Raw genomic sequence first — 22,139 nt, 5'->3', positions numbered from 1 at the left:
GTTACTTCAATAAAGGTAGAATTTTGTTTACTTTATCGTAAGTTTCTTGGTATTCCAAATCAACGTGAGAATCAGCGACAATTCCGCCGCCAGCCCAACAATAAATATGTTGTTTATGACATACTAAAGTACGAATAGTGATACTGGTATCCATATTGCCACAGGCGCTTAAATAACCAATTGAACCACAGTAAATACTGCGACGATGTGGTTCTAGTTCTTCAATAATTTCCATCGCTCGAATTTTGGGAGCCCCAGTGATAGAACCTCCGGGAAATGCCGCATAAAGTTGATCAACGGCTGTTTTATCATCAGCTAATTGCGCAGTGACTGTACTGACTAAGTGATGCACTGCGGGGAAACTTTCAATAGCAAATAGAGAGGGGACCTGCACTGTGCCAGGCTTTGCAACTTTGCCTAAATCGTTGCGCAGCAAGTCAACTATCATGACATTTTCAGCGCGGTCTTTGGATGATTTTTGTAAGCGCGTTGCTTGTTGAACATCTGTTACTTCATCAAGGCAGCGTGGTAGCGTGCCTTTGATTGGTTTGGTTTCTATGTGCCCGTCAGTGATGGCAATAAAACGTTCTGGGGAAATAGATAAAATAGCGCCATCAGGGTGATTGATAAAACTTGAAAACGGCGCTTTATTGGCTTCTCTTAATAGGCAGTAAGCTTCCCATGGTGATCCTTGGTATTGCGCTTCGAAACGTTGAGCAAGATTTATTTGATAACAATCGCCACTTTTCAAATAAGCTTGAATTTTTGAAAATTTAGCGCCGTATTGATCTCGACTCATATTAGATAACCAGTCACGGGTTATTTTAAATGCTTGCTGTTGTGTTGGTACATCATTTAAAGGCGTTAAATACAGAGCAAGCCTGTCGGTATCAGGCTGGGCGACATAAAACCAGCTGTTGCGTTGTTTATCGTAAATAAGCGCATCTGGGTAGAGTCCAAGGCTAAGCTGTGGCATATGAATATCGTTAATGGCTTGCTCAGGAACTTGTTCAATAACTCGGCCAAAGTCATAACCAAAATAGCCAAGCCAACCACCGCTAAAAGGTAAGGCGGGTTGAATTTTGCTGCTATCTAATTTATTAAGCTCTTGCTGCATAATAGCAAAGCTGTCTTGAGACGTTACTTGGCCATCAATATAAGTGAGGTTATTTTTAACCTCTAAGCGTATTTTTGGTGCGATAGCTATAATATCATAGCGACTGTTCACATGATGGCTATTGGCCGAATCTAATAGTATTGCGTAGGGTAAATGAGCAAAATAGGTGAAAAGCTCTATGCAGTTGAGCGAAATGTCTAATTGAATGCAGGTTTTTTGTTGGTTTATCATCTATTTTTTACCCTGTAAAACTGGCTCGAAACGGGCTGGGAGGGTATCATAAGTTATAATTTTTTGGCAGCGTTTCGTGACGTCGCCTATGCGCTATACAAACCACCGTCACCGGTTTGACCAAGGTTGCGTGTTTACACGTAACGGTAATTTAAGGAACCTCTATGAGTACTATTCGTCAGCAAGATTTTATTGATAGCATTGAAGATGCTTTACAATATATTTCGTTTTATCATCCACTTGACTTTGTTCAAGCGCTTGAAAAAGCTTATCACAAAGAGCAAAGTAAAGCGGCTAAAGATGCGATTGCACAAATACTTATTAATTCGCGTATGTCGGCAGAAGGTAAGCGTCCACTGTGTCAAGACACCGGCATTATTACGTGTTTTGTAAAAGTAGGTATGGATGTTAAATGGGATAAAACAGATTTGACTGTACAGCAAATGGTTGACGAAGGGACGCGTCGTGCTTATTTGAATCCAGATAACCCGTTACGCGCATCGATTGTTGCAGACCCTGCTGGTAGCCGTAAAAACACAAAAGATAATACGCCATCAGTTGTGCACATTGATCTAGTGGCAGGCGGTAATATTGAAGTGATGGTTGCAGCAAAAGGCGGCGGCTCTGAAAATAAAACCAAAATGGTGATGTTAAACCCGTCTGATGATGTGGCTGAATGGGTTGAAAAAACCTTACCAACCATGGGCGCGGGTTGGTGCCCACCAGGCATGCTAGGTATAGGTATTGGCGGTACAGCCGAAAAAGCAGCCGTACTGGCAAAAGAATCGTTAATGGATCCGGTTGATATTCATGAACTTATAGAGCGTGGTGCTGAAACGACCGAAGAGAAAATGCGTTTAGATATTTTTGGACGTGCCAATAAACTAGGTATCGGTGCACAAGGTTTGGGTGGTTTAACAACCGTTGTTGATGTGAAAATTAAAACAGCACCAACCCATGCAGCTTCTAAGCCTGTGGTTATGATCCCAAATTGTGCTGCAACTCGCCATGTACATTTTACTCTTGATGGCTCAGGCCCAGCTAACCTAAAAGCGCCGAAGCTTGAAGATTGGCCTGAAGTAACATTTGAAGTAGGTGAAGGCACACGCCGTGTTGATTTAAATACGTTGACTAAAGAAGACACGCGCGAGTGGAAAATGGGTGAAACAGTATTGCTATCAGGTACTATTTTGACTGGCCGTGATGCTGCGCATAAGCGCCTGCAGGATATGATCAATTCAGGTGAAGGTTTACCTGCTGGTGTTGATTTTGATAATAAATTTATTTATTACGTTGGCCCTGTTGATGCAGTACGCGATGAAGCGGTAGGCCCAGCAGGCCCAACAACAGCAACACGCATGGATAAATTTACTGACATGATGTTAGAGAAAACTGGCATTATTGGCATGATTGGTAAAGCGGAACGTGGCCCTGCTACCGTAGAGTCTATTAAAAATAATAAATCGGTTTATTTAATGGCTGTAGGTGGCGCTGCTTACTTAGTGTCTAAAGCAATCAAAAAAGCCCGTGTTGTGGCATTTGAAGATTTAGGTATGGAAGCTATCTATGAGTTTGAAGTTGAAGATATGCCAGTAACAGTGGCAGTCGACAGTGAAGGCGCTAATGCGCATACGCAAGGTCCAGCAATTTGGAAAGCTAAAATAGAAGAGCTGAACTCTAAACTACAGTAATATTTGAGTTATATTTGGCGGTATTTAAATACTTTTGAATACCGCTTTCACATCTGACCAGTTGGATGTAAGCTTTCGAACTTCTCGCAACTATTTAAAATCCCTCGATTATTCCAGATCTGACCTTGTAATTTTTACTTTACAATAATATTTAAGTTGACGTTCACGTCAACAGTTTCATGCTTCAACATTAAATAAGTTAATTAATTATTCCATATACTGTTAATTTTTGAATTTAATATGCTATTTGTGAGGTGTATTTAATGTTTTTATTGTATTGGTATATCTAGATTGGGTTTATCATCTCATATAGTGGCAAGCACTAATATGAAGTGATAGAGTCTCGACAATTTCAGCGCGCATACCCTCTCACGGGTTACAAATTTCGGAGTAAGATAAAGTGGCTGTGTTTAATCAAGTTGATTTTGATAACCATGAGCAAGTGGTTTTTTGTTCGGATAAAGAATCAGGCCTTCGTGCAATTATTGCCGTTCATAATACTAATTTAGGCCCTGCTGTAGGTGGTTGCAGAATGTGGGATTACGCAAGTGACGATGACGCTGTCGTTGATGCACTGCGCTTATCAAAAGGTATGACCTACAAAAATGCAGTAGCACGCTTACCGTTTGGTGGTGGAAAGTCTGTAATTATTGGCAACGCGAAAGAAATAAAATCAGAACAATTATTTCGTGCTTTTGGTCGCCAATTAGAGCGCTTAAATGGTAGTTATTATTCTGCAGAAGATGTAAACATTACCTGCGGTGATGTGGCTATTATGAATAAAGAAACTAACTATGTATTAGGCCTAGAAGGTAAAAGCGGTAACCCATCACCGTTCACTGCGTATGGTACATTTTTAGGTATTAAAGCGGCTTTACAGCATCAACGTGGTCATCAAGATTTAACGGGCATTAAAGTGGCGGTACAAGGTTTAGGTGCTGTGGCTTATAGTTTATGTAAATATTTACATGAAGCCGGTGCAACATTGTTTGTAACTGATATAAACCAAGTCGCCATTGACCGTGTAGTCAATGATTTTGCTGCAACAGCAGTGAGCATTGATGAGATATATGATCTTGATGTGGATGTATACGCACCCTGTGCACTTGGTGCAACAGTTAATGATGCGACAATTGCACGCATTAAAGCGACAATTATTGCTGGTTGTGCAAATAATCAATTAGCTGAATCTCGCCATGGTGAGATCATCCGTAAAAAAGGTATTTTATACGCGCCAGATTACGTGATAAATGCTGGCGGTATTATCAATGTTTATTATGAAACAGCACCTGAAGGTTACAGCGCAGAAGCGTCAAATAAACATGTTGAGGGAATTTTTAATACCTTGACTGAAATTTTTGCGCGCAGTGAAAAAGAGCAAAAATCAACGCATTTAATTGCGGATGAATTAGCGCAAGAAATTATTAAAAACGGTTTATAACAAATCGAGCTTTGGGCGTGCTCTGCACGCCTTTACTTTATTAAACAAATCCCTCACGATACAATTATCTCTGACTTGTATAGTAATTTGTAATGACACCTATCGACTTAACCACTTGGCCGCGGCAACAGCACTTTTCACTGTTTAAAGACTTTACTCAACCGTATTTTAATGTCTGTGTGCAACTAGATATGCAGCCACTTTATAACTATTGCAAAGCACAGCAAATTTCTTTTTTTCAATCTTATATTTATTTAACACTACAAGCTTGTCATAGATATCAACCTATGTTGCAGCGAGTTATTAATGATGCACCTTGGCAACTAAACACGGCGCGTGCAAGCGTAGTCGAACTGGCGCAAGACGACACATTTAGATTTAGTTATTTTACAAAACAAGATAGTTTTTTTGCTTTTCAAACTCATGCAACACACGTAAGTACAGCGGCAAAATTGCAGCCGTTATTTTCACATGCTTTTTCACAAACTGAAGGGCAAGCTGATTTAATTCATATCTCAGTATTGCCATGGCTCGATTTTATGAGCTTTTCTCATGCTTTTACGCAAGGGACGAATTTAGGTATTCCAAAATTGGTATTTGGAAAGTTAAATAAATTAACGGGGAAAATGCCGTTATCAATTGATGTGCACCATGCACTAATGGATGGTTTACACGTTGCAAAGTTTATTAATGAACTGCAAGTTGCGATTACACAGTTTATAAACACGAATTAGTAAATAAAGTTATTAATTAAATTAATGAAAGTAAAATAAGTGGTATGTTAATATAATTCTTATACAGAAAAATAATGATCCATAAGCGTTTACAAATCATTATCAATAACTTTACGGCTGCAAACAAAGTAGTCATTCATGGATTCGAAGGCGTTGAGTAAAATGATACGAGTGTGTTTATTCTTATTGATGTTGATAACGCCCCAATGCGCAACTGCGCAAGCAACTCGTTTGCCTCTTAATGACTATTTTTCTGAAACGTGGAATACACGTTCAGGATTACCTCACAACAGTATCAACAGTATTGTACAGACAAAAGATGGTTATATATGGATAGCAACGTGGGAAGGGCTTGCTCGCTTCAATGGCCGAGAGTTTAAACTATTCACCCGTTCAGAAATTACAGGATTACCAGACTCAGGGCTTCGAAGTTTAGTTCCTCAAGCTGATGGTAGCCTCTACATTAGCGGCGCACGTGGTGGCATTAGCCATCTACGCAAAGGGCATTGGTCTGCACAGAAAAATGCCTCAGCAATGGTTAATCATGTTTTAAAAACAAGTGATAACAAAATATGGTTAGCCTTAGAGGGCGATGGGGTGGCTTATCGTGATGAGAATGAAGAAGATAAAAGTGTATTAATTAATTTAAGTGCTTATCGATTGGTTGAAGATGGCGAGGGCGTTATTTGGGCTGGAACCAGTGATGGTTTATATCAAATAAAAAATAAAGTAGCCAAATTAATTCCCCCTAAGAGTGGTTTACCTACAGGGCCAATATATACATTATTTATGTCTCAAGAAGGGCAATTAATCGTCGCTGGAGAAAAGGGAGCATGGCGATATGTGAGTAACCGGTTTGTTAGTATTGATGAACAGCTGGATGGCATTGCTATTTCAAGTGTATTGCAAGATAACCACAATGCTCTGTGGTTTGGGACTATTAATAAAGGTGTATTTCGACTCAGTGAACTGGGATTAGAACGACTTGATTCAGACGCAGGTTTGCCCGCCAACCGTATTTTATCGTTACTTCAAGATCGTGAAAACAGTATTTGGATCGGGACTAATGGTGGTGTACACCGTTTACGTGAAGCGCCATTTTCAGCATGGACAAAAAAGCGTGGGCTAAGTGGTGATTATGTCAGAACGGTACTGCCTCACTCAGATGGCAGTGTTTGGATTGGCAGTAGCACAGGATTAAACCGAATCTTGGGTGATAAGGTTGAATCAATTTCACTTGCGAATAAGGGCGATCCTTTATCTATTTTAAGTTTGGCTGAAGATCAACACGGACATGTTTGGATAGGCACTTATACCAGCGGCTTAATGCGGGTAATTGATGGCAAGATTTACCCGGTTAAAAGTCGTGATAATGGCTTATCAAGTAACGAAGTTAGGGCTTTATTATTTGATAAGCAACAGCGCCTGTGGGTGGGGACTGCGACAGGGCTTAGCCGGATTGATCCCGATGGAACAACACTGCAATATACCACTAAGCAAGGTTTGCCCGGTGAGTTTATAATTGCTTTAGCTTTGGATGGGCTTGGGAATGTTTGGGCCGGAACGGGTGTGGGCGCTGCTATGTTTAATAACGTATTAGGTCAGTTTAAAGAGCAAGCATTTCCTAAGCAATTTAACGCTCAATATGCATTCGGGTTTTATGCCCAGAACGATTTAATGTGGATGGCCACTGATCGGGGGTTAGTACGGTTTAATATTGTTACTGGCGATATCGCTATTCTAGGACGCGAACAAGGTCTACCGGTTGATAAACTTTTCCAGTTAGTTGCGCAAGGGGATTCGTTTTGGTTATCGAGTAATCGCGGTATTCTTGAGGTTAAACAACAACAAGTTAACGAGTTACTTGATAACCCCCAAAAAAGTAAAAATAAACGACTTCAGTATCAACTATATGATGAAGGTGATGGCATGCTCAGCGCCCAAGCTAATGGGGGATCAAACCCGGCAGCTGCATTTCACCAAGATGGCAGTATTTGGTTTGCAACCGCGCATGGTGTAAGCACTGTTATGCCTGAACGGTTAAAAAAAGCAGCGCAAATATCATTACCAACAGTCATAGAAAGCTTGTATGTTGATGGTAAAAGTACACCATTGGCTTTTGATGGTAAGGACATAATACTACCGCCAGGGGCTTCAAGGTTATCGTTTAATTATGCTGGTTTGAGCTTTATTATGCCGCAGCGGTTAAACTTTCAGACTAAACTACTCGGCTACAATGACACATGGGTAAACCGCCAGCAGTTAACAATTACCGAATACACCAATTTAGCACCGGGCAAATATACTTTTATTGTCCGTGCAGGTTACCCTAATGGGCAGTGGCAAAATAATTCTAAGAGTATTACATTTGTAATTCAGTCCTATTTTTGGCAAAAGTTAAGCTTTAAAGTTATGCTTTTTTTAGCGCTGGTTATTTTGTCTTTTGCATTATACAAATACCGCCTATATCACTTTAAAAAAATTGAAAAAGAACTTACCCTGCGAGTAATACAGCAAACTAAAGATCTACAGCAGCAAGCTGATGCGTTTGCACATCAGGCCACACATGATCAGTTAACGGACTTACCAAATCGTCGCGCATTTGATACTTGGTTGGCAGATAATTTTTCGGATTTCAAGCAGCAATCTTTACCTTTGGCTATTGCGATAATGGATATTGATCATTTTAAACGCATAAATGATGGCTGGTCACATATTATTGGTGATCGTGTAATTTGCGTCGTTGCTCATCTGTTGAGTGAATGTAGTGAGGTTGATACGAGCCAGATAGCTCGATGGGGAGGTGAAGAGTTTACATTATTCTTCCCTAATAAAACTGCACAGCAAGCTGCTCTAGTTTGTGAAGAGCTACGGATGAAAATTGCAAACTACGACCTTTCAAATATTGCCAGTGATTTAACAGTCACAGTGAGTTTTGGTGTTGCAGATTCATTAACTGTTAATGATTATGACCGCTTGCTTGCGCAGGCAGATCAGGCGCTTTATCAAGCAAAAAATCACGGCCGTAACCGTGTCGAAGTTAATAATAGTTAACGCTCAAAACTCATTGGTTTTTACATTTTATCAATAATTTAATTTTAGTTTATTTTTTGTACAAGTTATTGGAGTGAAAAACAACCTACACACGAGGTTATATAAGGGACATAAATTTTATTAATACAAACATAAAAACATATAATTAACCATTTATTAACATTGATGCTATATCTTTTGTTCCCTCTTTGGGATCTTTTTACTATATAAAAGGAAATGAAAGATGAAAAATCAAATAATGAATATCGCATTAGTGAGTGTTTTAGGTATCTCGTCTGTAGTATCAGCAAAAGGCCACGGACATGCAGATTTTAGCTTTTCAGAACAATCAATTAAATCGCTAAAGTTAAACTCTTTGGTGGCTGTCGACGATACTCAATTTGTATTTAATAACACCCTATTAAATGAAGATTGGGATCGTTTCTTTACCCTGTATGCGCCAGCGCTTAACGAAAAAAAAGAGCTCATATTGCATTGGGCTGGTTATGCGAGCATTAATCCTAAAATTATTTTAGCCTTGATTGAGCAGCAAAGTGGCTTACTTTCTGACCTAGATGCAGATATCAATAAGCCATTAAGAGGCTTATCAGATAAACAAGGGTTTGATGCACAAATAGAAGACGTGGTAACTAAATTAGCTCAACGTTTCTACGCGTATAAACAATGGCAAGATGTGCAATCTACAGGTATTGAAATCACTCGCAACGCGAGCATAAGTAGCAGTACTGCTGCCACTGCAGCGTTAGTGAGTGTGTTAGCAAAACGTTCAAAATTGACGTTGGATAAAGATGAAGTAAGCAATTCGAAAAGTGCAATCACGGCATTTTTAACTACTTTTGATAGTTTATTTCCAGATAGTTACGCGCAATTACAAACCCCTTCAATAAACGCAATACAAAATAATGATACACGGTTAGCAGCAGCGAGTTTTTCAATGAACCTCCCTTGGCCATCTGGTTATTGGTACAGTGGTGGTGCACATTCAAATACCGGTTCTGGGTATCCATACTCGTCCCTTGATTTTAATAATGGCTCAGGTGGTTGGGGTAGCAATACACCATATGTGCAGGCGGCTCATGGTGGTACCGTTACGCGTTTTTCCTCTTGTAATATCCGTGTGACGCATTCAAGTGGCTATTCAACTAGTTATTATCATATGTCGAATTTGCAATACAACAGCGGCGATTATGTTCAGCCAGGCGCATGGCTTGGCCGTTATGCTAATAGTAAGGGGCAGGCATTGTGCGAAGGAGGACAGTCATCCGGCCCTCATGTGCACTTCACTTTATTATACAATGGCCAGCAAGTATCATTGCATAATCAATATATAAGTGGTCATCGTATTGATGTTGGTAACAGCAATTATGATAGCAATTGCAACAATTTCTATTTTGAGCGCTATGGTTATCGCACGTGTGCATGGCAACCGTTATATCGTTAAGTTTATGGGTTTAGCGCAATAATCGACAGACCGCTTATAGTTCTTGGGCGGTTTTTATGTAACTGCTATGAAATGATTGAATTTTGCCCTAAGCGGACATATTAATAGTTTATCTCTGTTAATAGGACCCTTTAATGGTAAACGGATTGTTAGTACTCGCACTGGTAGCGTTTGTGGTTATTTATTGGCGTTGGCCAGTAATTCAAAATCGCTTGTGGCAAAAAAAATATCAAGATTATCATTTAGATGAAAAACAAAAAGCGCTGTTGTTACGCTGTATGCCTATTTATCAAAAGATGACAGATGCTGACCGTGAGAAACTAGAGCGCCATATTGTTTGGTTTTTGAATGAAAAACGTTTCATAGGTTGTGATGGTTTAAAACTCAATGAGGGTATGAAATTAATTGTTGCTGCTGATGCATGTTTATTAGTATTAAATAAACCGTGGCCACTTTATCAAAACGTTAAAGAAATTTTGCTTTATCCCAGCGCTTATTATGCACCACAAACATCCCGGGATAGCGCAGGCTTAGTCAGCTACCATAATACTATTCGTCAAGGAGAGTCTTGGCCTGGTGGCACGTTAGTGCTTAGTTGGCACGACGTACTTGAGGGTAATAGATTACCAAACGATGGGCATAATCTTGTGTTTCATGAGTTCGCTCATCAGCTTGATCAAGAAACAGGTAAAACCACCGGCACTCCGTTACTCACGAAAGAGTCAGACTATCAAGAGTGGGGGCGCATTTTTAGCCGTGCTTTTAATCAATTAAAAACACATGTTGCCTATAGTATGCCTCATGTTATCCATAGTTATGGTGCAACAAATGAAGCGGAGTTTTTTGCTGTGATCACTGAAACCTTTTTAGAAAAGCCAAGTGAACTTCGACACTACGATCCAGAAATTTACAGCTTATTAGTTGGCTACTATCAATTTGACCCAATTAAATGGCATTAACCGCCAAATTAAGACGCTTTATCAGATATCGCTGGTAAGTTGCTATCGTTTTTGTTGCAATCAATATTAATAAACAACAAGAACAAGCGAGATAGCAATGAAAGCAATGCTCCATACAACAATGGCTGTAGCAATGTCATTGGCCCTTTATGGTCAAGCACAGGCACAAGAAAGTACTGATGATAAAAAGTGGCAAGTTGATGCACCACAAGGGCAATTTGTCGATGCGACTATCAGTGTGTCACAAGGCACATGGATGAATATTGATGTGAGCCCAGATGGTAAAACCATTGTGTTTGATTTGCTCGGTGATATTTATACTATGGCGATGTCGGGCGGTAAGGCGACTCAATTAACAACTGATATTGCATGGCAAATGCAGCCACGCTTTAGCCCAGATGGTAAACATATTGCGTTTACCTCAGATCAAGGTGGCGGCGATAACATTTGGCTAATGGATTTAAACGGTGAAAACCAAACAGCAGTAACGAACGAAACTTTTCGTCTTCTTAATAGTCCTGCTTGGAGCCCTGATGGCGACTATTTAGTTGCACGTAAGCATTTTACGGCAAGTCGTTCATTAGGTGCGGGTGAAGTATGGCTTTATCACAAAGCAGGTGGTAAAGGTGTACAGTTAACTAAACGTGCTGACGATCAAAAAGATTTAGGTGAGCCGATGTTTTCGCCTGATGGCCGTTACGTTTATTTCTCGCATGATTCGACTCCAGGTAAAACGTTTCATTATTCAAAAGACTCGGTTGCGGGTATCTACAAAATTAAACGTTATGATCGTCAAACTGGTGAGATCGAAACAATTATAAGTGGTATGGGTGGGGCGATTCGTCCAACTCCGTCACCTGATGGTAAAAAACTTGCCTATATTAAGCGAGATGATTTTCAAACGAGCCTTTACATATATGATTTAACGTCGGGTCAGCACACAAAGTTGTACGATAAACTTGAGCGTGACATGCAAGAAACATGGGCTATCCATGGCGTTTATCCAACAATTGCTTGGACACCAGATAATGAAGAGCTGGTATTTTGGGCAGGTGGTACAATCCATAAGCTTGATGTGAAAGATGGCGATGTTGAGACGGTACCATTTGAAGTACAAACAAGTAAAAAAATTCAAAAAGCGGTGCGTTTTACACAAAATATTGATGCCGATGAATTTGATGTAAAAATGCTGCGCAATGTACAGGTATCTCCAGATGGCGAAACCGCTATTTTTGAAGCGCTTGGGCATATTTATAAACGTGATTTAGCGTCAGGTAAAATAAAGCGTTTAACGAAACAAGATGATCATTTTGAGTTATTTGCGCAGTTTTCTCGCGATGGTAAAAAAATAGTTTATGTAACATGGGACGATAATGAGCAAGGTGCTGTTCGTGTTGTATCTGCTCGCAGCGGGCGTGGCGATGACATAACCACTGAACCGGGCAAATATGTAGAGCCAACATTTAGCCCAGATGGCAAAACTGTTGTGTATAGAAAAGCATCGGGTGGCGGCATATTAAACCCTGATTGGTCGTTACACACAGGCATTTACGCGGTGAGCACAAAAGGCGGCAAAGCTGAGCTAATTACAAAAAGTGGCTATCAACCACAATTTGGTGCGCAAAACGACCGTGTATTCATTATGAGTCCATGGCCAAAGCCAACATTAAGTGTTGTTGAACTTGATTCTAAGAAAGTCAGTAAACTGTATGAATCTGAGCATGCAACTGAATTTAGAGTATCGCCTGATGGAAAATACCTTGCGTTTGCTGAGCGTTTTAAAGTATTTGTTACGCCGCTAGTTGAAAGCGGTAAAACCATTAATATAGGCCCTAAAGATAGTCAATTTCCGATTGAACAGCTCTCAGTACGTGCGGGTGAAAGCATCAGTTGGAGTGCAAATAGCAATAAACTATATTGGACACTCGGCCCTGAGCTTTACCACGCAAGCTTAGCTGGGTTGTTTGATATTAATAAAGCTGATGACACTGATTTTAAAGTTAAAAGCGGCGATAACATCAGTTTTACTCGCAAAATAGCTGAGCCGAAAGGCATGATAGCCTTAACTGGTGCGCGTATTATCACCATGAAAGGTGAGCAAGTTATCGAAAATGGTGTGTTGCTAACTGATGGTAAGCATATCAAAGCACTGGGCAGTGTAGCAGATGTGAGCATTCCAAAAGGTGCAAAAATCATTGATGTAACTGGTAAAACAATTATGCCAGGGCTTGTTGATGCGCATGCTCACGGCTCGCAAGCGAGTAATGAAATTATTCCAGAGCAAAACTGGAAGAACCTAGCTGGTTTATCATTAGGTGTAACAACCATTCATGATCCTTCTAATGATACCACTGAAATTTTTGCTGCAAGTGAAATGCAAAAATCAGGGGCTATTGTAGGCCCGCGTATTTTCTCTACCGGGACTATTTTATATGGCGCCAATATGCCAGGGTATACGTCGCATATTGATTCGTTAGATGATGCTAAATTTCATTTAGAGCGTTTAAAGAAAGTGGGGGCGTTTAGTGTTAAATCATATAACCAACCCCGTCGTGAGCAACGCCAGCAAGTGATAGAAGCTGGTCGAGAGCTGGAAATGATGGTTGTGCCAGAAGGCGGATCGTTATTACAACATAACTTAACCATGGTGGTTGATGGCCATACAGGTATTGAGCACTCACTTCCTGTTGCAAACATTTATGACGATATTAAGCAGCTTTGGTCACAAAGTGATGTAGGTTATACGCCTACTCTTGGTGTTGCGTATGGTGGTATTTGGGGTGAAAACTACTGGTACGATAAAACGGACGTATGGAATCATCCACGCTTAAGTAAATTCGTACCTAAAAATCAATTGTTACCGCGTTCAATGCGTCGAGTTAAAGCGCCCGATCATCACTACAATCACTTTAATAATGCCCGTGTAGCAAAAGAGCTACAAGATTTAGGTGTGCTAGTTAATTTAGGTGCGCATGGGCAACGTGAAGGGTTGGCTGCACATTGGGAGATTTGGATGTTTGCCCAAGGTGGAATGACCCCACTGCAAGCAATTCGCGCCGCGACGCTTGATCCGGCCAAATACATAGGCCTTGATCAAAATATTGGTTCGTTAGAAGTAGGTAAATTAGCCGATTTAATGATCATCGACGGTAATCCGCTGACGAATATTCGTGATACAGATAAAGTTGATTACACCATGATCAACGGCCGTTTATTTGATGCGGCAACAATGAATGAAGTTGGTAAAAAAGAACGCGATAAACTTTACTTTGAAGATAAGTAATTATTAGCGTTATAGACTAATTAAAAGCGGCTAAATAGCCGCTTTATTTTTTTAACAACAAAGTAACGCCTTGATATTAAGTCCCTATGAAACGCTGAAGTCTGCATCTTGAAGCGGTTTGGGTATATAGCTTTGTACAAGTTGTCGTAGTAATAATGGGTCTTGCAATAGTTGGTTGCTAGAATGCATGACTCTTGCTTGGCAGATCATACCTTCTTTTAATGTCATTAATAATTGTGCTAACTGCTTGGCTTTTTCTGACTTGCTTTTAAATTGTGTTGTTTGCGATAGCTTGTCGAACAGCAATTGTAAAACAGCTTTTTTGTGTGCACTGCAAAGTATTGCAATAGGGTGGTCGCTGTGTGGAAATTCAGCCGCAGTATTAATAAAAAAACAACCATTAAAGTCGCCAAGCTCTATGGCCTTATTATCTATCCAAATTGAGAGTGAACCAAACAGCGCTGATGCGATTTCAAAAGGAGTATCACAGTTTTTTAACCGATCGTTGAGCCAATGATTAAAGCGTTTATCCCTGGCTTCAAGGCAGGCGCAAATCAACTCATCTTTACTGACAAAGTGGTTATAAAGAGTTTTTTTTGCAACGCCAGACTCTTTTAGTATTTCATTAATACCTACCGCATGAATCCCTTTTTGATAGAAGGCTGTCAGTGCAGTATTAATAATATGGGTGCGCTTATCCATGATGGCTCCTTGTAAAAAAGTAAGCTTGACATGAGTAGACCGACTTGTCTATCATTTGCGTGTAGACAAGTCGGTCTACTTTTGGTTGGGAGTTATATTTATGAATGATGGATCGTATCAAGCTGTCATTGCAGGGGTGTTTTCAACGCTTACATTGTTGGTTTTAGCGTATTTAGAAAGTGTAAATAATTATGGGGTCTGGCTTATGGCACCTTTTGGCGCCACGGCAGTATTAGTTTTTGGAATACCAGATAGCCCTTTGGCAAAAGCTAAAAATGTGATTGCAGGCCATTTGATCACTGCTTTTATCGCGGTCGTGTTTGTCACTTATATAGGCTCAGATCCTATTAATATTGCCACAGCGACGGGTCTTGCAATAACGGCGATGATGCTAACTAAAACAGTTCACCCAGCAGCAGGGGCCAATCCTATTTTAATTATAAGCAGCGGGCAAAGTTGGGACTTTTTAATTATGCCAGTATTGATTGGCACCGTATTTATTGTCGTGTGTGGCTATTTGAGTACGTGGTTGATAGTTAAAGTGACTCTTTATTGTGAGCACAAAAAAACCGCTTAAGAGCGGTTTTTTTGTTTGCTTAGCTGTAAATTACACAACACCGCGTGGAAGGCGGCAGTCATGTTCTTTTCTCGCTAAGTACACAATCCAAAACTCTTCAGCTGTGTAGCCATCTTCATTTTCTGTAGTAACAGTAAATGCTGCTTTTTTAACGGCTGGAACAGTCGTTTTTGTTTTGGTTTTTTTAGCAGGCGCTTTTTTTACTGTTTTCTCAGACGAACCGCCTGAAGTTAACTGCTCAGTTAATTCAGCAACTTCTGCAAGGCGCAAATTTTTGCCGCCATCGATGCTGTACCAACCAGGTTTGGTGGTGATTTCAGGTTTATTACCATTGGCTGCTTCATATGCTGCTTCAAAGGCATTTAACACTTCTGTTTTGTCTAGTTTGCTCATCAGAGACCCTATACGTTGTAAACACAGATTAAGAATACCTATTTATACCTATTTTTGGGCTACTTTTCAATTTTTTGCGATTTCCCTTCCATTTTGAATAGATAACCGCCAAAATTTGCACAAAATCTAACGTTTATGTGGAATATGAAATGCAACGTCGAGAATTTAACCAGTTATTAAATGCGATCTTAAAGCCTGACTCAATTAAGGATTTTTGCCCAAATGGGTTACAAGTTGAGGGGCGAGAACGGATTCAAAAAATAGTAACAGGTGTAACCGCCAGCCAAGCGTTGATTGATGCTGCAATTGCCCTCTGTGCAGATACTATTTTAGTGCACCATGGCTATTTTTGGAAAGGCGAAGCACAGCCTATCACGGGTATTAAAAAGCGCCGTATTGGTGCGTTACTGAATCATGATATTAATTTATTTGCATATCATTTGCCATTAGATGTGCATCCTGAGATTGGCAATAACGCACAATTAGCTAAATTACTCGATTTAGAAATGACAGACGGCTTAGAGCCGATAGCAAATAGTGTTGCAGTAAAAGGGCGATTAAAAACGCCTATGACGGGTGAACAGTTCGCGCAAAAAATAGCTGAGGTACTCAATCGAGAACCCTTAGTGAGTTTAGTGCGTGATGAACCAATTGAAACCATAGGGTGGTGTACAGGTGGTGGGCAAGGTTATATTGACTTAGCTGCTAACCAAGGACTCGATGCTTATTTAACGGGTGAGGCATCAGAGCAAACAATTCACAGTTCACGAGAACAAAACATTGATTTTTTTGCCGCGGGTCATCATGCGACCGAACGCTATGGGATCCAAGCGCTCGGTGAGCTATTAGCACAACAACATGGATTTGACGTTACCTTTATTGATATAGACAACCCAGTTTGAAAATAAGTCAAATTCTGTTGATTGAAAACTACAGCGCCTCTGGATCAACCCAGCGGCGCACTGCAATCCAACCACGGCCAATTACTTCGTGCCATTGACGTGTTACAGCTAAGAGTACATTTACATTAGGGACATACTGTTTATGGACAGGCCAAGCAGAGTAATCATAAAAGTCAGTCGCAGCGGGTATTACATCAACCCCTTGTGCGTTAAATAAATCTTTTGCACGGCGCATATGGCTCGATGATGTGACTAACGCAACTTTAAAATCCACAAGTGCAGGCGCTAAAAATTTAGCTTCGTCGGCGGTGTCCATGGCTGCTGGGTTTTGCTTTATACGGTTAGCTTTTACTCCAAGGCTAATCGCTGTTTGCTGCATTAAATGACTATTGGTGACTTTGCCGTAGCCCCCACCTGAAACAATAAGCTGTGCGTGTGGATAAAGATACGCAAGCCTTATGCCTTCTACTAAACGACTTTTTGCACAATTACCCAGCTGGCTATTCGCACTGAGGTTTGGGTTTGGTATTAGATCGCAGCCAAGTACCACTATCTTGTCTATTTTTGAATGATTTTTAGAATTAAATACATATTGAAGTTGCGTGGAAGGATCGACTATTTTTTGGCCCATAAACGGTGTGCTGATCAGCATTAGCGCGCAAGTAACGAGTAAGCCAGTAAATGCGGCGACTTTGTTGTTACGCAAAGCTATCAAAAAGCACAAAGCACATATTAGGCCGAACAAGGGCAGTGGCATGAGCATTGCGCCGAGGATTTTTTTAAGTTCAAACATCACAGTAGCATCAGTAAAAGAGTTTTACGTATGCTACTGGGTTCGCTTGATTTTATCGACCGTTATTTAACTTACAGGTATTTAAAAAGTGGCGATAAACCGGGTTATCCCGCATATTCTTTTTCATTGCAAGGTACATGGGGCGAGTGAGCCCTAATGCGCCAAGGGGAATCGATTTGATTAAACCTTGGCTCTCATAAGGCGTTACTAGCCAATCTGGTAATGCCGCAACGCCCATACCCGCACTGACAAGTTGAAAAATAAGTAAGCCTTGCTCTACGTTTTTTAAGGTGCCGTCAAAACGTGCATTTTGAATAAAGTGCTTAAATATATCTTGGCGTTCGCGTGGAATTGGGTATGAAATAATGGTTTCGTTTTTCAAATCCAGAGCAGTAACGTACGCTTTTTTTGCCAGTTCATGATCGGGGGCAACAATCAGCTTAAGTTTAAAGTCAAATAAATGTGCGTATTCAAGTTTATCGGGTTCACGGATATCAGAGGTAAGCACTAGATCCAACTCGTCGCTTAATAGATCAGGGATTGCGTCGTAGCTAAAGCCACGTTCGTAATCTACTTTAATATCAGGCCAAAAGTTATTAAATTCTTTAATCGTGGGTAATAGCCAATGAAAACAAGCATGGCATTCAACACTTAATCTTAACTGCGAAATCGGCTGGTTAAGGCTTTCCTTTAGTCGGCATTTTGTCGCTTCAACGCGGGGTAGTACTTCACTCGCTAGTTCAAGTAATAGCATACCTTGGGGTGTAAACCGCACCGGCTGAGTTTTACGTTCAAATAACTGGCAATCAAGCTTGTTTTCTAAATCTTTAATCTGATGAGATAAAGCTGATTGAGTTAAAAATAGTTCGCGGGCGGTATTCACCAAAGAGCCGGTTTCTTTTAAGGTCGCAATGGTCTTTAAATGTTTTACATCAATCATCTTTAATAATTCTCATGGTATAAGTGAGGTTAACTCAGATTGCAGACATAATACGCCTTTATTGAAGATGCTTCAACGTCTAGATGGCTAAAGAATGTCATTTGTTTTACTTAACGTTTACAACTTCACTATAGCATCAAATTTGACAGCGTTGTCATTATATTTATTCTGATTTATAAAAATATTTATATGAAATTACCTCAAGTTAAATAGGAGGAAGCATCAATTGTGTAATGTAAGGGAGAGGTGTAAGTTTTTAGCCATCTAAATAGCTAAATGGAGTTTTTAACATGGCACAATTACATAACTTAGGTTTTCCTCGTATAGGCACAAAACGCGAGCTTAAATTTGCAGTCGAATCATATTGGGCAGGTAAAATCAGCCAAGCAGAGTTACTTGAGAAAGGTAAAACGATCCGCGCAAAAAACTGGGCGCTACAAGCCGATGCAGGCATTGAGTTATTACCAGTTGGCGACTTTGCTTGGTATGACCATGTGTTGTCAACCTCATTACTCATCGGCGCTGTACCTAAGCGGCATCAAAAAACAGACGGTAGCGTTGATCTTGATACGTTATTTCGCATCGGCCGTGGTCGAGCACCTACAGGTTGTTCATGTGCAGCCAGTGAAATGACGAAATGGTTTAATACGAATTATCACTATATAGTGCCAGAGCTTAGCAGTGATCAGCAGTTTGCATTAAGTTGGACTGAGTTATTTGATCAAGTAACCCATGCACACGCATTAGGCCATAATGCAAAAGTGGTGTTAGTTGGCCCTGTAACTTACCTTTACTTAGCAAAATGTGTGGGCAGAGAATTTGATAAATTAAGCCTACTTGAAAAACTGTTGCCAGTGTATCAACAAGTCCTAGTAAAGCTAGCGCGCCAAGGTGTTCAGTGGGTACAAATAGATGAACCTATTCTTGCTCTTGAGTTGTCTGATGATTACCGCCATGCATTAAAAGCAAGTTTTAACACACTTGCAGGTCAAGGTGTAAAGTTGTTACTGGCTAGTTATTTTGACTCTGTGAGTGCTTACTATGATGATATAGCTGCTTATCCAGTTGACGGTGTACATTTTGATTGTGTTGCAGCTAAGGTCGATTTTACACAGATTGATTCGTTATTGAGCGCTGATCAAGTTCTATCATTAGGTGTAGTTAATGGCCGTAATATTTGGCGTGCAGACCTCGATGCGGTATTTTCCACGATAAAAGACATTGCAACAAAGCGCGGCGATAATTTATGGCTTGCTCCGTCATGTTCTTTATTACACACGCCAGTTGATTTAGAGCAAGAAGAAAAGCTTGATGATGAGTTACGCTCCTGGCTTGCTTTCGCAAAACAAAAAGGCCAAGAGCTGTCATTGTTAAAAGCAGCACTTGAGATCAATGATAACCGTGATTTAGTTACTTACTCAGCCCCTGTAAAAGCACGTTTAACATCAACACGTGTCAATAATGCAGTAGTGCAGCAACGAGTAAGTGCGTTAACCGTAAAAGAGGGGGAGCGTGAGAATGTATTTGCTCAGCGAATTGAAAAACAACATGGAGCACTTAACTTACCATTATTACCGACAACCACGATAGGTTCATTCCCACAAACACAGGCTATCCGTAAAGCGCGTCGTGATTTTAAAGCCGGTGAATTATCTGCCACTGACTATCAAAATCAAATGGAAGCCGAAATCCGCTACGCAGTAGAAGAGCAAGAAGCGCTTGATTTAGATGTATTAGTACATGGTGAAGCTGAGCGTAATGACATGGTTGAATATTTTGGTGAACTGCTTGAAGGTTTTGCTTTTACCCAGTTTGGTTGGGTGCAAAGCTATGGCTCTCGCTGTGTGAAGCCGCCGGTGATCTGGGGAGATGTCTCACGCGAAAAAGCAATGACGGTTCAGTGGACTCAATACGCGCAGTCGCTTACCAGTAAAAAAATGAAAGGCATGCTAACAGGCCCTGTCACTATTTTGTTTTGGTCATTTATTCGTGATGATTTAGATAAACCAAGCATTGCAAATCAAATAGCACTTGCGCTGCGTGATGAAGTGGTGGATTTACAAAATGCGGGCATTGAGATAATTCAAATTGATGAACCTGCATTTCGTGAAGGTATGCCACTCAAAGCCACCCAATGGCAAGACTATTTAGAGTGGGCAGCGTATGCATTTAGAGTGTCAGCCAGTGGTGTGAAAGACGAAACACAAATACATACGCACATGTGTTACGCGGAATTTAACGGTATTATTGCCGCTATTGCGGATATGGATGCCGATGTGATCACTATTGAAACATCACGCTCAAACATGGAGCTACTAGATGCATTTGAAAACTTTGATTACCCAAATGATATAGGCCCTGGTGTATACGATATTCACACACCAAACGTGCCAGATACTGCATGGATCAAAGCGTTAATCCACAAAGCCGCGCGTAAAATACCCGTTGAGCGTTTGTGGGTGAATCCAGATTGTGGTTTAAAAACACGTGGATGGGAAGAAACCCGCCAAGCACTTGATAACATGGTTAAAGCGACTAAAGAACTGCGTGAAGAACTAAAGTAAACGCTTAAAGTAAACCTCTTTACGCTGTTAAGCCCTAGTAATATTGCTAGGGCGTGTTGACCTTTGTGGATTGAAATTCGTTCAATCTAGGGGCGATTTAATCGCGGCGCGAGGTTTGTAACCTAGCGGGCTCGATAACTGCTCCTGCGTTATTCTACTGGCTCACATCCATGTGAGAATAAGTAAAAACCGAGCAAAGCTTCCGCGTCCTGCTCACGCCCCTTACCTACATCCCTGTAGGTAACAAAGAGTCAATCGCCCCTAGGAAGAACCCTTTGGGCAGCGCATGTTTGGCATTTATACTGCACTGCGTTATCGCATATTTATGGGAAACAACCACACGACATAGGCTCTGCCTTGCCTAAATACCAAACAGACTGCTGCAAAATCAATCACGAAAGGTCAACACGCCCTAGGGTTTTTTGTTTAGTTTTATGTGTAGTTGTCGTTTCTATCTAACATTATGATAGTAAAGAATTAAATTGATTGGTGCCTGATTGGCATTAATTATGTTCACTATTGTGTCTTTTTATTCTCTTAGTGAGCAAGTAAATTAGCGTATCAGAATTATTAAGGGTCTAATCAACATGAAATTACTTAGCCGCGGTGTGTTTTTACTGACTTTACTTTTTAGCGTTTCTTTGATGGCTCAGACGCAAACAGCAAAAGATCCACAGCAATTATTAGTCTCTATTGGGGACCAATTATTTAGTGATATAGGTAAAGTTAATAGCCAAGGTAATGCGTCAAAGCATGAGATGTCAGCCATTGTAAGTAAGCATTTAATGCCGCATATAGATGTGAAGTTTGTTTCATACAAATTGTTAGGTAAGCATATTAAAGGCATAGAGCGGGCGCAAGCTACAGGGTTTATTAGTGCGGTTGAGCACTATTTGACAATGACATACGCCAGTGCACTGATGAAATATACCGGGCAAGAGATCAAATTTGAAAAAAATAATGATGTCACCACCGGGGATTTTACAACAGTAAAAACACAAATTATAGATTCACAAGCCCCAACAATAGACCTGCACTTTAAACTTCGCCACGGTAAAGATGGTAGCTGGAAAGTATATGATATCGTTGCTGAAGGTATTTCCTTATTGAGTGCTAAACAAAAAGAAGTGATTCAACGTATTTCTGAAGTAGGGCTTGACCAAGTTACTCGCGAACTGAGTAGTAAATAAGCACTTTTATCCCGCCTCCAACCAGAAGCGATAAGTTACGAAAGTGACTTGTCGCTTTATATTAATACCATTATTATTCTTTTAAAATCACACTCTTTGCGCTAGCGTGTCGATCAAGGTGTGCTAG

The 22,139-nt window shown here is 40.5% G+C and carries 16 protein-coding genes; 11 read left to right on the top strand and 5 right to left on the bottom strand.

The genetic code is table 11. The annotated features are described in order from the left end of the window. Position 1 precedes the first annotated feature (1 nt). Entirely contained in the window at positions 2-1,348 is a 1,347-nt protein-coding gene (pabB, locus tag HJP15_RS08255) for an aminodeoxychorismate synthase component I (RefSeq protein WP_170173481.1), read from the bottom strand. Between the two features lie 164 nt (positions 1,349-1,512). Between pabB and HJP15_RS08250 the strand changes: the two genes are divergently transcribed. From HJP15_RS08250 to HJP15_RS08220, 7 genes are all read left to right on the top strand, one after another. Further along, entirely contained in the window at positions 1,513-3,039 is a 1,527-nt protein-coding gene (locus HJP15_RS08250) for a fumarate hydratase (RefSeq protein WP_170173479.1), read from the top strand. A 400-nt stretch (positions 3,040-3,439) separates the two neighbouring features. Then, entirely contained in the window at positions 3,440-4,480 is a 1,041-nt protein-coding gene (locus HJP15_RS08245; protein WP_054205494.1) for a Leu/Phe/Val dehydrogenase, read from the top strand. A 92-nt stretch (positions 4,481-4,572) separates the two neighbouring features. Further along, a complete protein-coding gene (locus HJP15_RS08240) occupies positions 4,573-5,214 on the top strand; it encodes a CatA-like O-acetyltransferase (RefSeq protein ID WP_170173477.1) in 642 nt (213 codons plus the stop codon). 162 nt (positions 5,215-5,376) lie between these two features. After that, positions 5,377-8,268, top strand: a complete 2,892-nt coding sequence (locus tag HJP15_RS08235; protein WP_170173475.1) for a ligand-binding sensor domain-containing diguanylate cyclase — start codon at positions 5,377-5,379, stop codon at positions 8,266-8,268. A gap of 223 nt (positions 8,269-8,491) precedes the next feature. Further along, positions 8,492-9,709, top strand: a complete 1,218-nt coding sequence (locus HJP15_RS08230) for a M23 family metallopeptidase (protein WP_170173473.1) — start codon at positions 8,492-8,494, stop codon at positions 9,707-9,709. A gap of 134 nt (positions 9,710-9,843) precedes the next feature. Further along, positions 9,844-10,668: a M90 family metallopeptidase gene (locus tag HJP15_RS08225; RefSeq protein ID WP_054205490.1), complete on the top strand. Its 825-nt coding sequence runs from the start codon at positions 9,844-9,846 to the stop codon at positions 10,666-10,668. A 97-nt stretch (positions 10,669-10,765) separates the two neighbouring features. After that, positions 10,766-13,951, top strand: a complete 3,186-nt coding sequence (locus HJP15_RS08220) for an amidohydrolase family protein (RefSeq protein ID WP_170173471.1) — start codon at positions 10,766-10,768, stop codon at positions 13,949-13,951. A gap of 84 nt (positions 13,952-14,035) precedes the next feature. Here the strand turns inward: HJP15_RS08220 and HJP15_RS08215 are convergent, their stop codons facing one another. Continuing rightward, positions 14,036-14,653: a TetR/AcrR family transcriptional regulator gene (locus tag HJP15_RS08215; RefSeq protein ID WP_054205488.1), complete on the bottom strand. Its 618-nt coding sequence runs from the start codon at positions 14,651-14,653 to the stop codon at positions 14,036-14,038. Positions 14,654-14,753: 100 nt separating this feature from the next. On the opposite strand from HJP15_RS08215, the gene HJP15_RS08210 reads away from it, so the two are divergent. After that, positions 14,754-15,230, top strand: coding sequence for an HPP family protein (locus tag HJP15_RS08210; protein ID WP_170173469.1), 477 nt, complete (start codon positions 14,754-14,756; stop codon positions 15,228-15,230). A gap of 30 nt (positions 15,231-15,260) precedes the next feature. On the opposite strand, the gene HJP15_RS08205 is transcribed toward HJP15_RS08210, so the two are convergent. Then, positions 15,261-15,623: a hypothetical protein gene (locus tag HJP15_RS08205; RefSeq protein WP_064436001.1), complete on the bottom strand. Its 363-nt coding sequence runs from the start codon at positions 15,621-15,623 to the stop codon at positions 15,261-15,263. Between the two features lie 149 nt (positions 15,624-15,772). On the opposite strand from HJP15_RS08205, the gene HJP15_RS08200 reads away from it, so the two are divergent. Beyond that, complete coding sequence (locus HJP15_RS08200) at positions 15,773-16,525, top strand: Nif3-like dinuclear metal center hexameric protein (RefSeq protein ID WP_170173467.1); 753 nt, start codon at positions 15,773-15,775, stop codon at positions 16,523-16,525. Between the two features lie 28 nt (positions 16,526-16,553). Here the strand turns inward: HJP15_RS08200 and HJP15_RS08195 are convergent, their stop codons facing one another. Continuing rightward, the gene (locus tag HJP15_RS08195; protein WP_054205484.1) at positions 16,554-17,318 is read right to left on the bottom strand and encodes a YdcF family protein; all 765 of its coding nucleotides are present in this window, start codon (positions 17,316-17,318) and stop codon (positions 16,554-16,556) included. Between the two features lie 52 nt (positions 17,319-17,370). After that, complete coding sequence (locus HJP15_RS08190; protein WP_054205483.1) at positions 17,371-18,258, bottom strand: LysR family transcriptional regulator; 888 nt, start codon at positions 18,256-18,258, stop codon at positions 17,371-17,373. A gap of 290 nt (positions 18,259-18,548) precedes the next feature. Here HJP15_RS08190 and metE point away from each other — a divergent pair, with 290 nt between their 5' ends. Both metE and HJP15_RS08180 read left to right on the top strand, forming a co-directional pair. After that, positions 18,549-20,822 (top strand): 5-methyltetrahydropteroyltriglutamate--homocysteine S-methyltransferase, encoded by a 2,274-nt coding sequence (gene metE, locus HJP15_RS08185; RefSeq protein ID WP_170173465.1) that lies wholly within the window; start codon positions 18,549-18,551, stop codon positions 20,820-20,822. A gap of 587 nt (positions 20,823-21,409) precedes the next feature. Beyond that, complete coding sequence (locus tag HJP15_RS08180; RefSeq protein ID WP_064435998.1) at positions 21,410-22,012, top strand: MlaC/ttg2D family ABC transporter substrate-binding protein; 603 nt, start codon at positions 21,410-21,412, stop codon at positions 22,010-22,012. Positions 22,013-22,139: the final 127 nt, after the last annotated feature.

It is taken from the genome of Pseudoalteromonas sp. NEC-BIFX-2020_002, assembly GCF_013002825.1.
Taxonomy (GTDB): Bacteria; Pseudomonadota; Gammaproteobacteria; order Enterobacterales; family Alteromonadaceae; genus Pseudoalteromonas; species Pseudoalteromonas neustonica.
The sequence above is the reverse complement of the archived record's forward strand: the minus strand, read 5'-3'. Positions and strand labels throughout refer to the sequence as shown.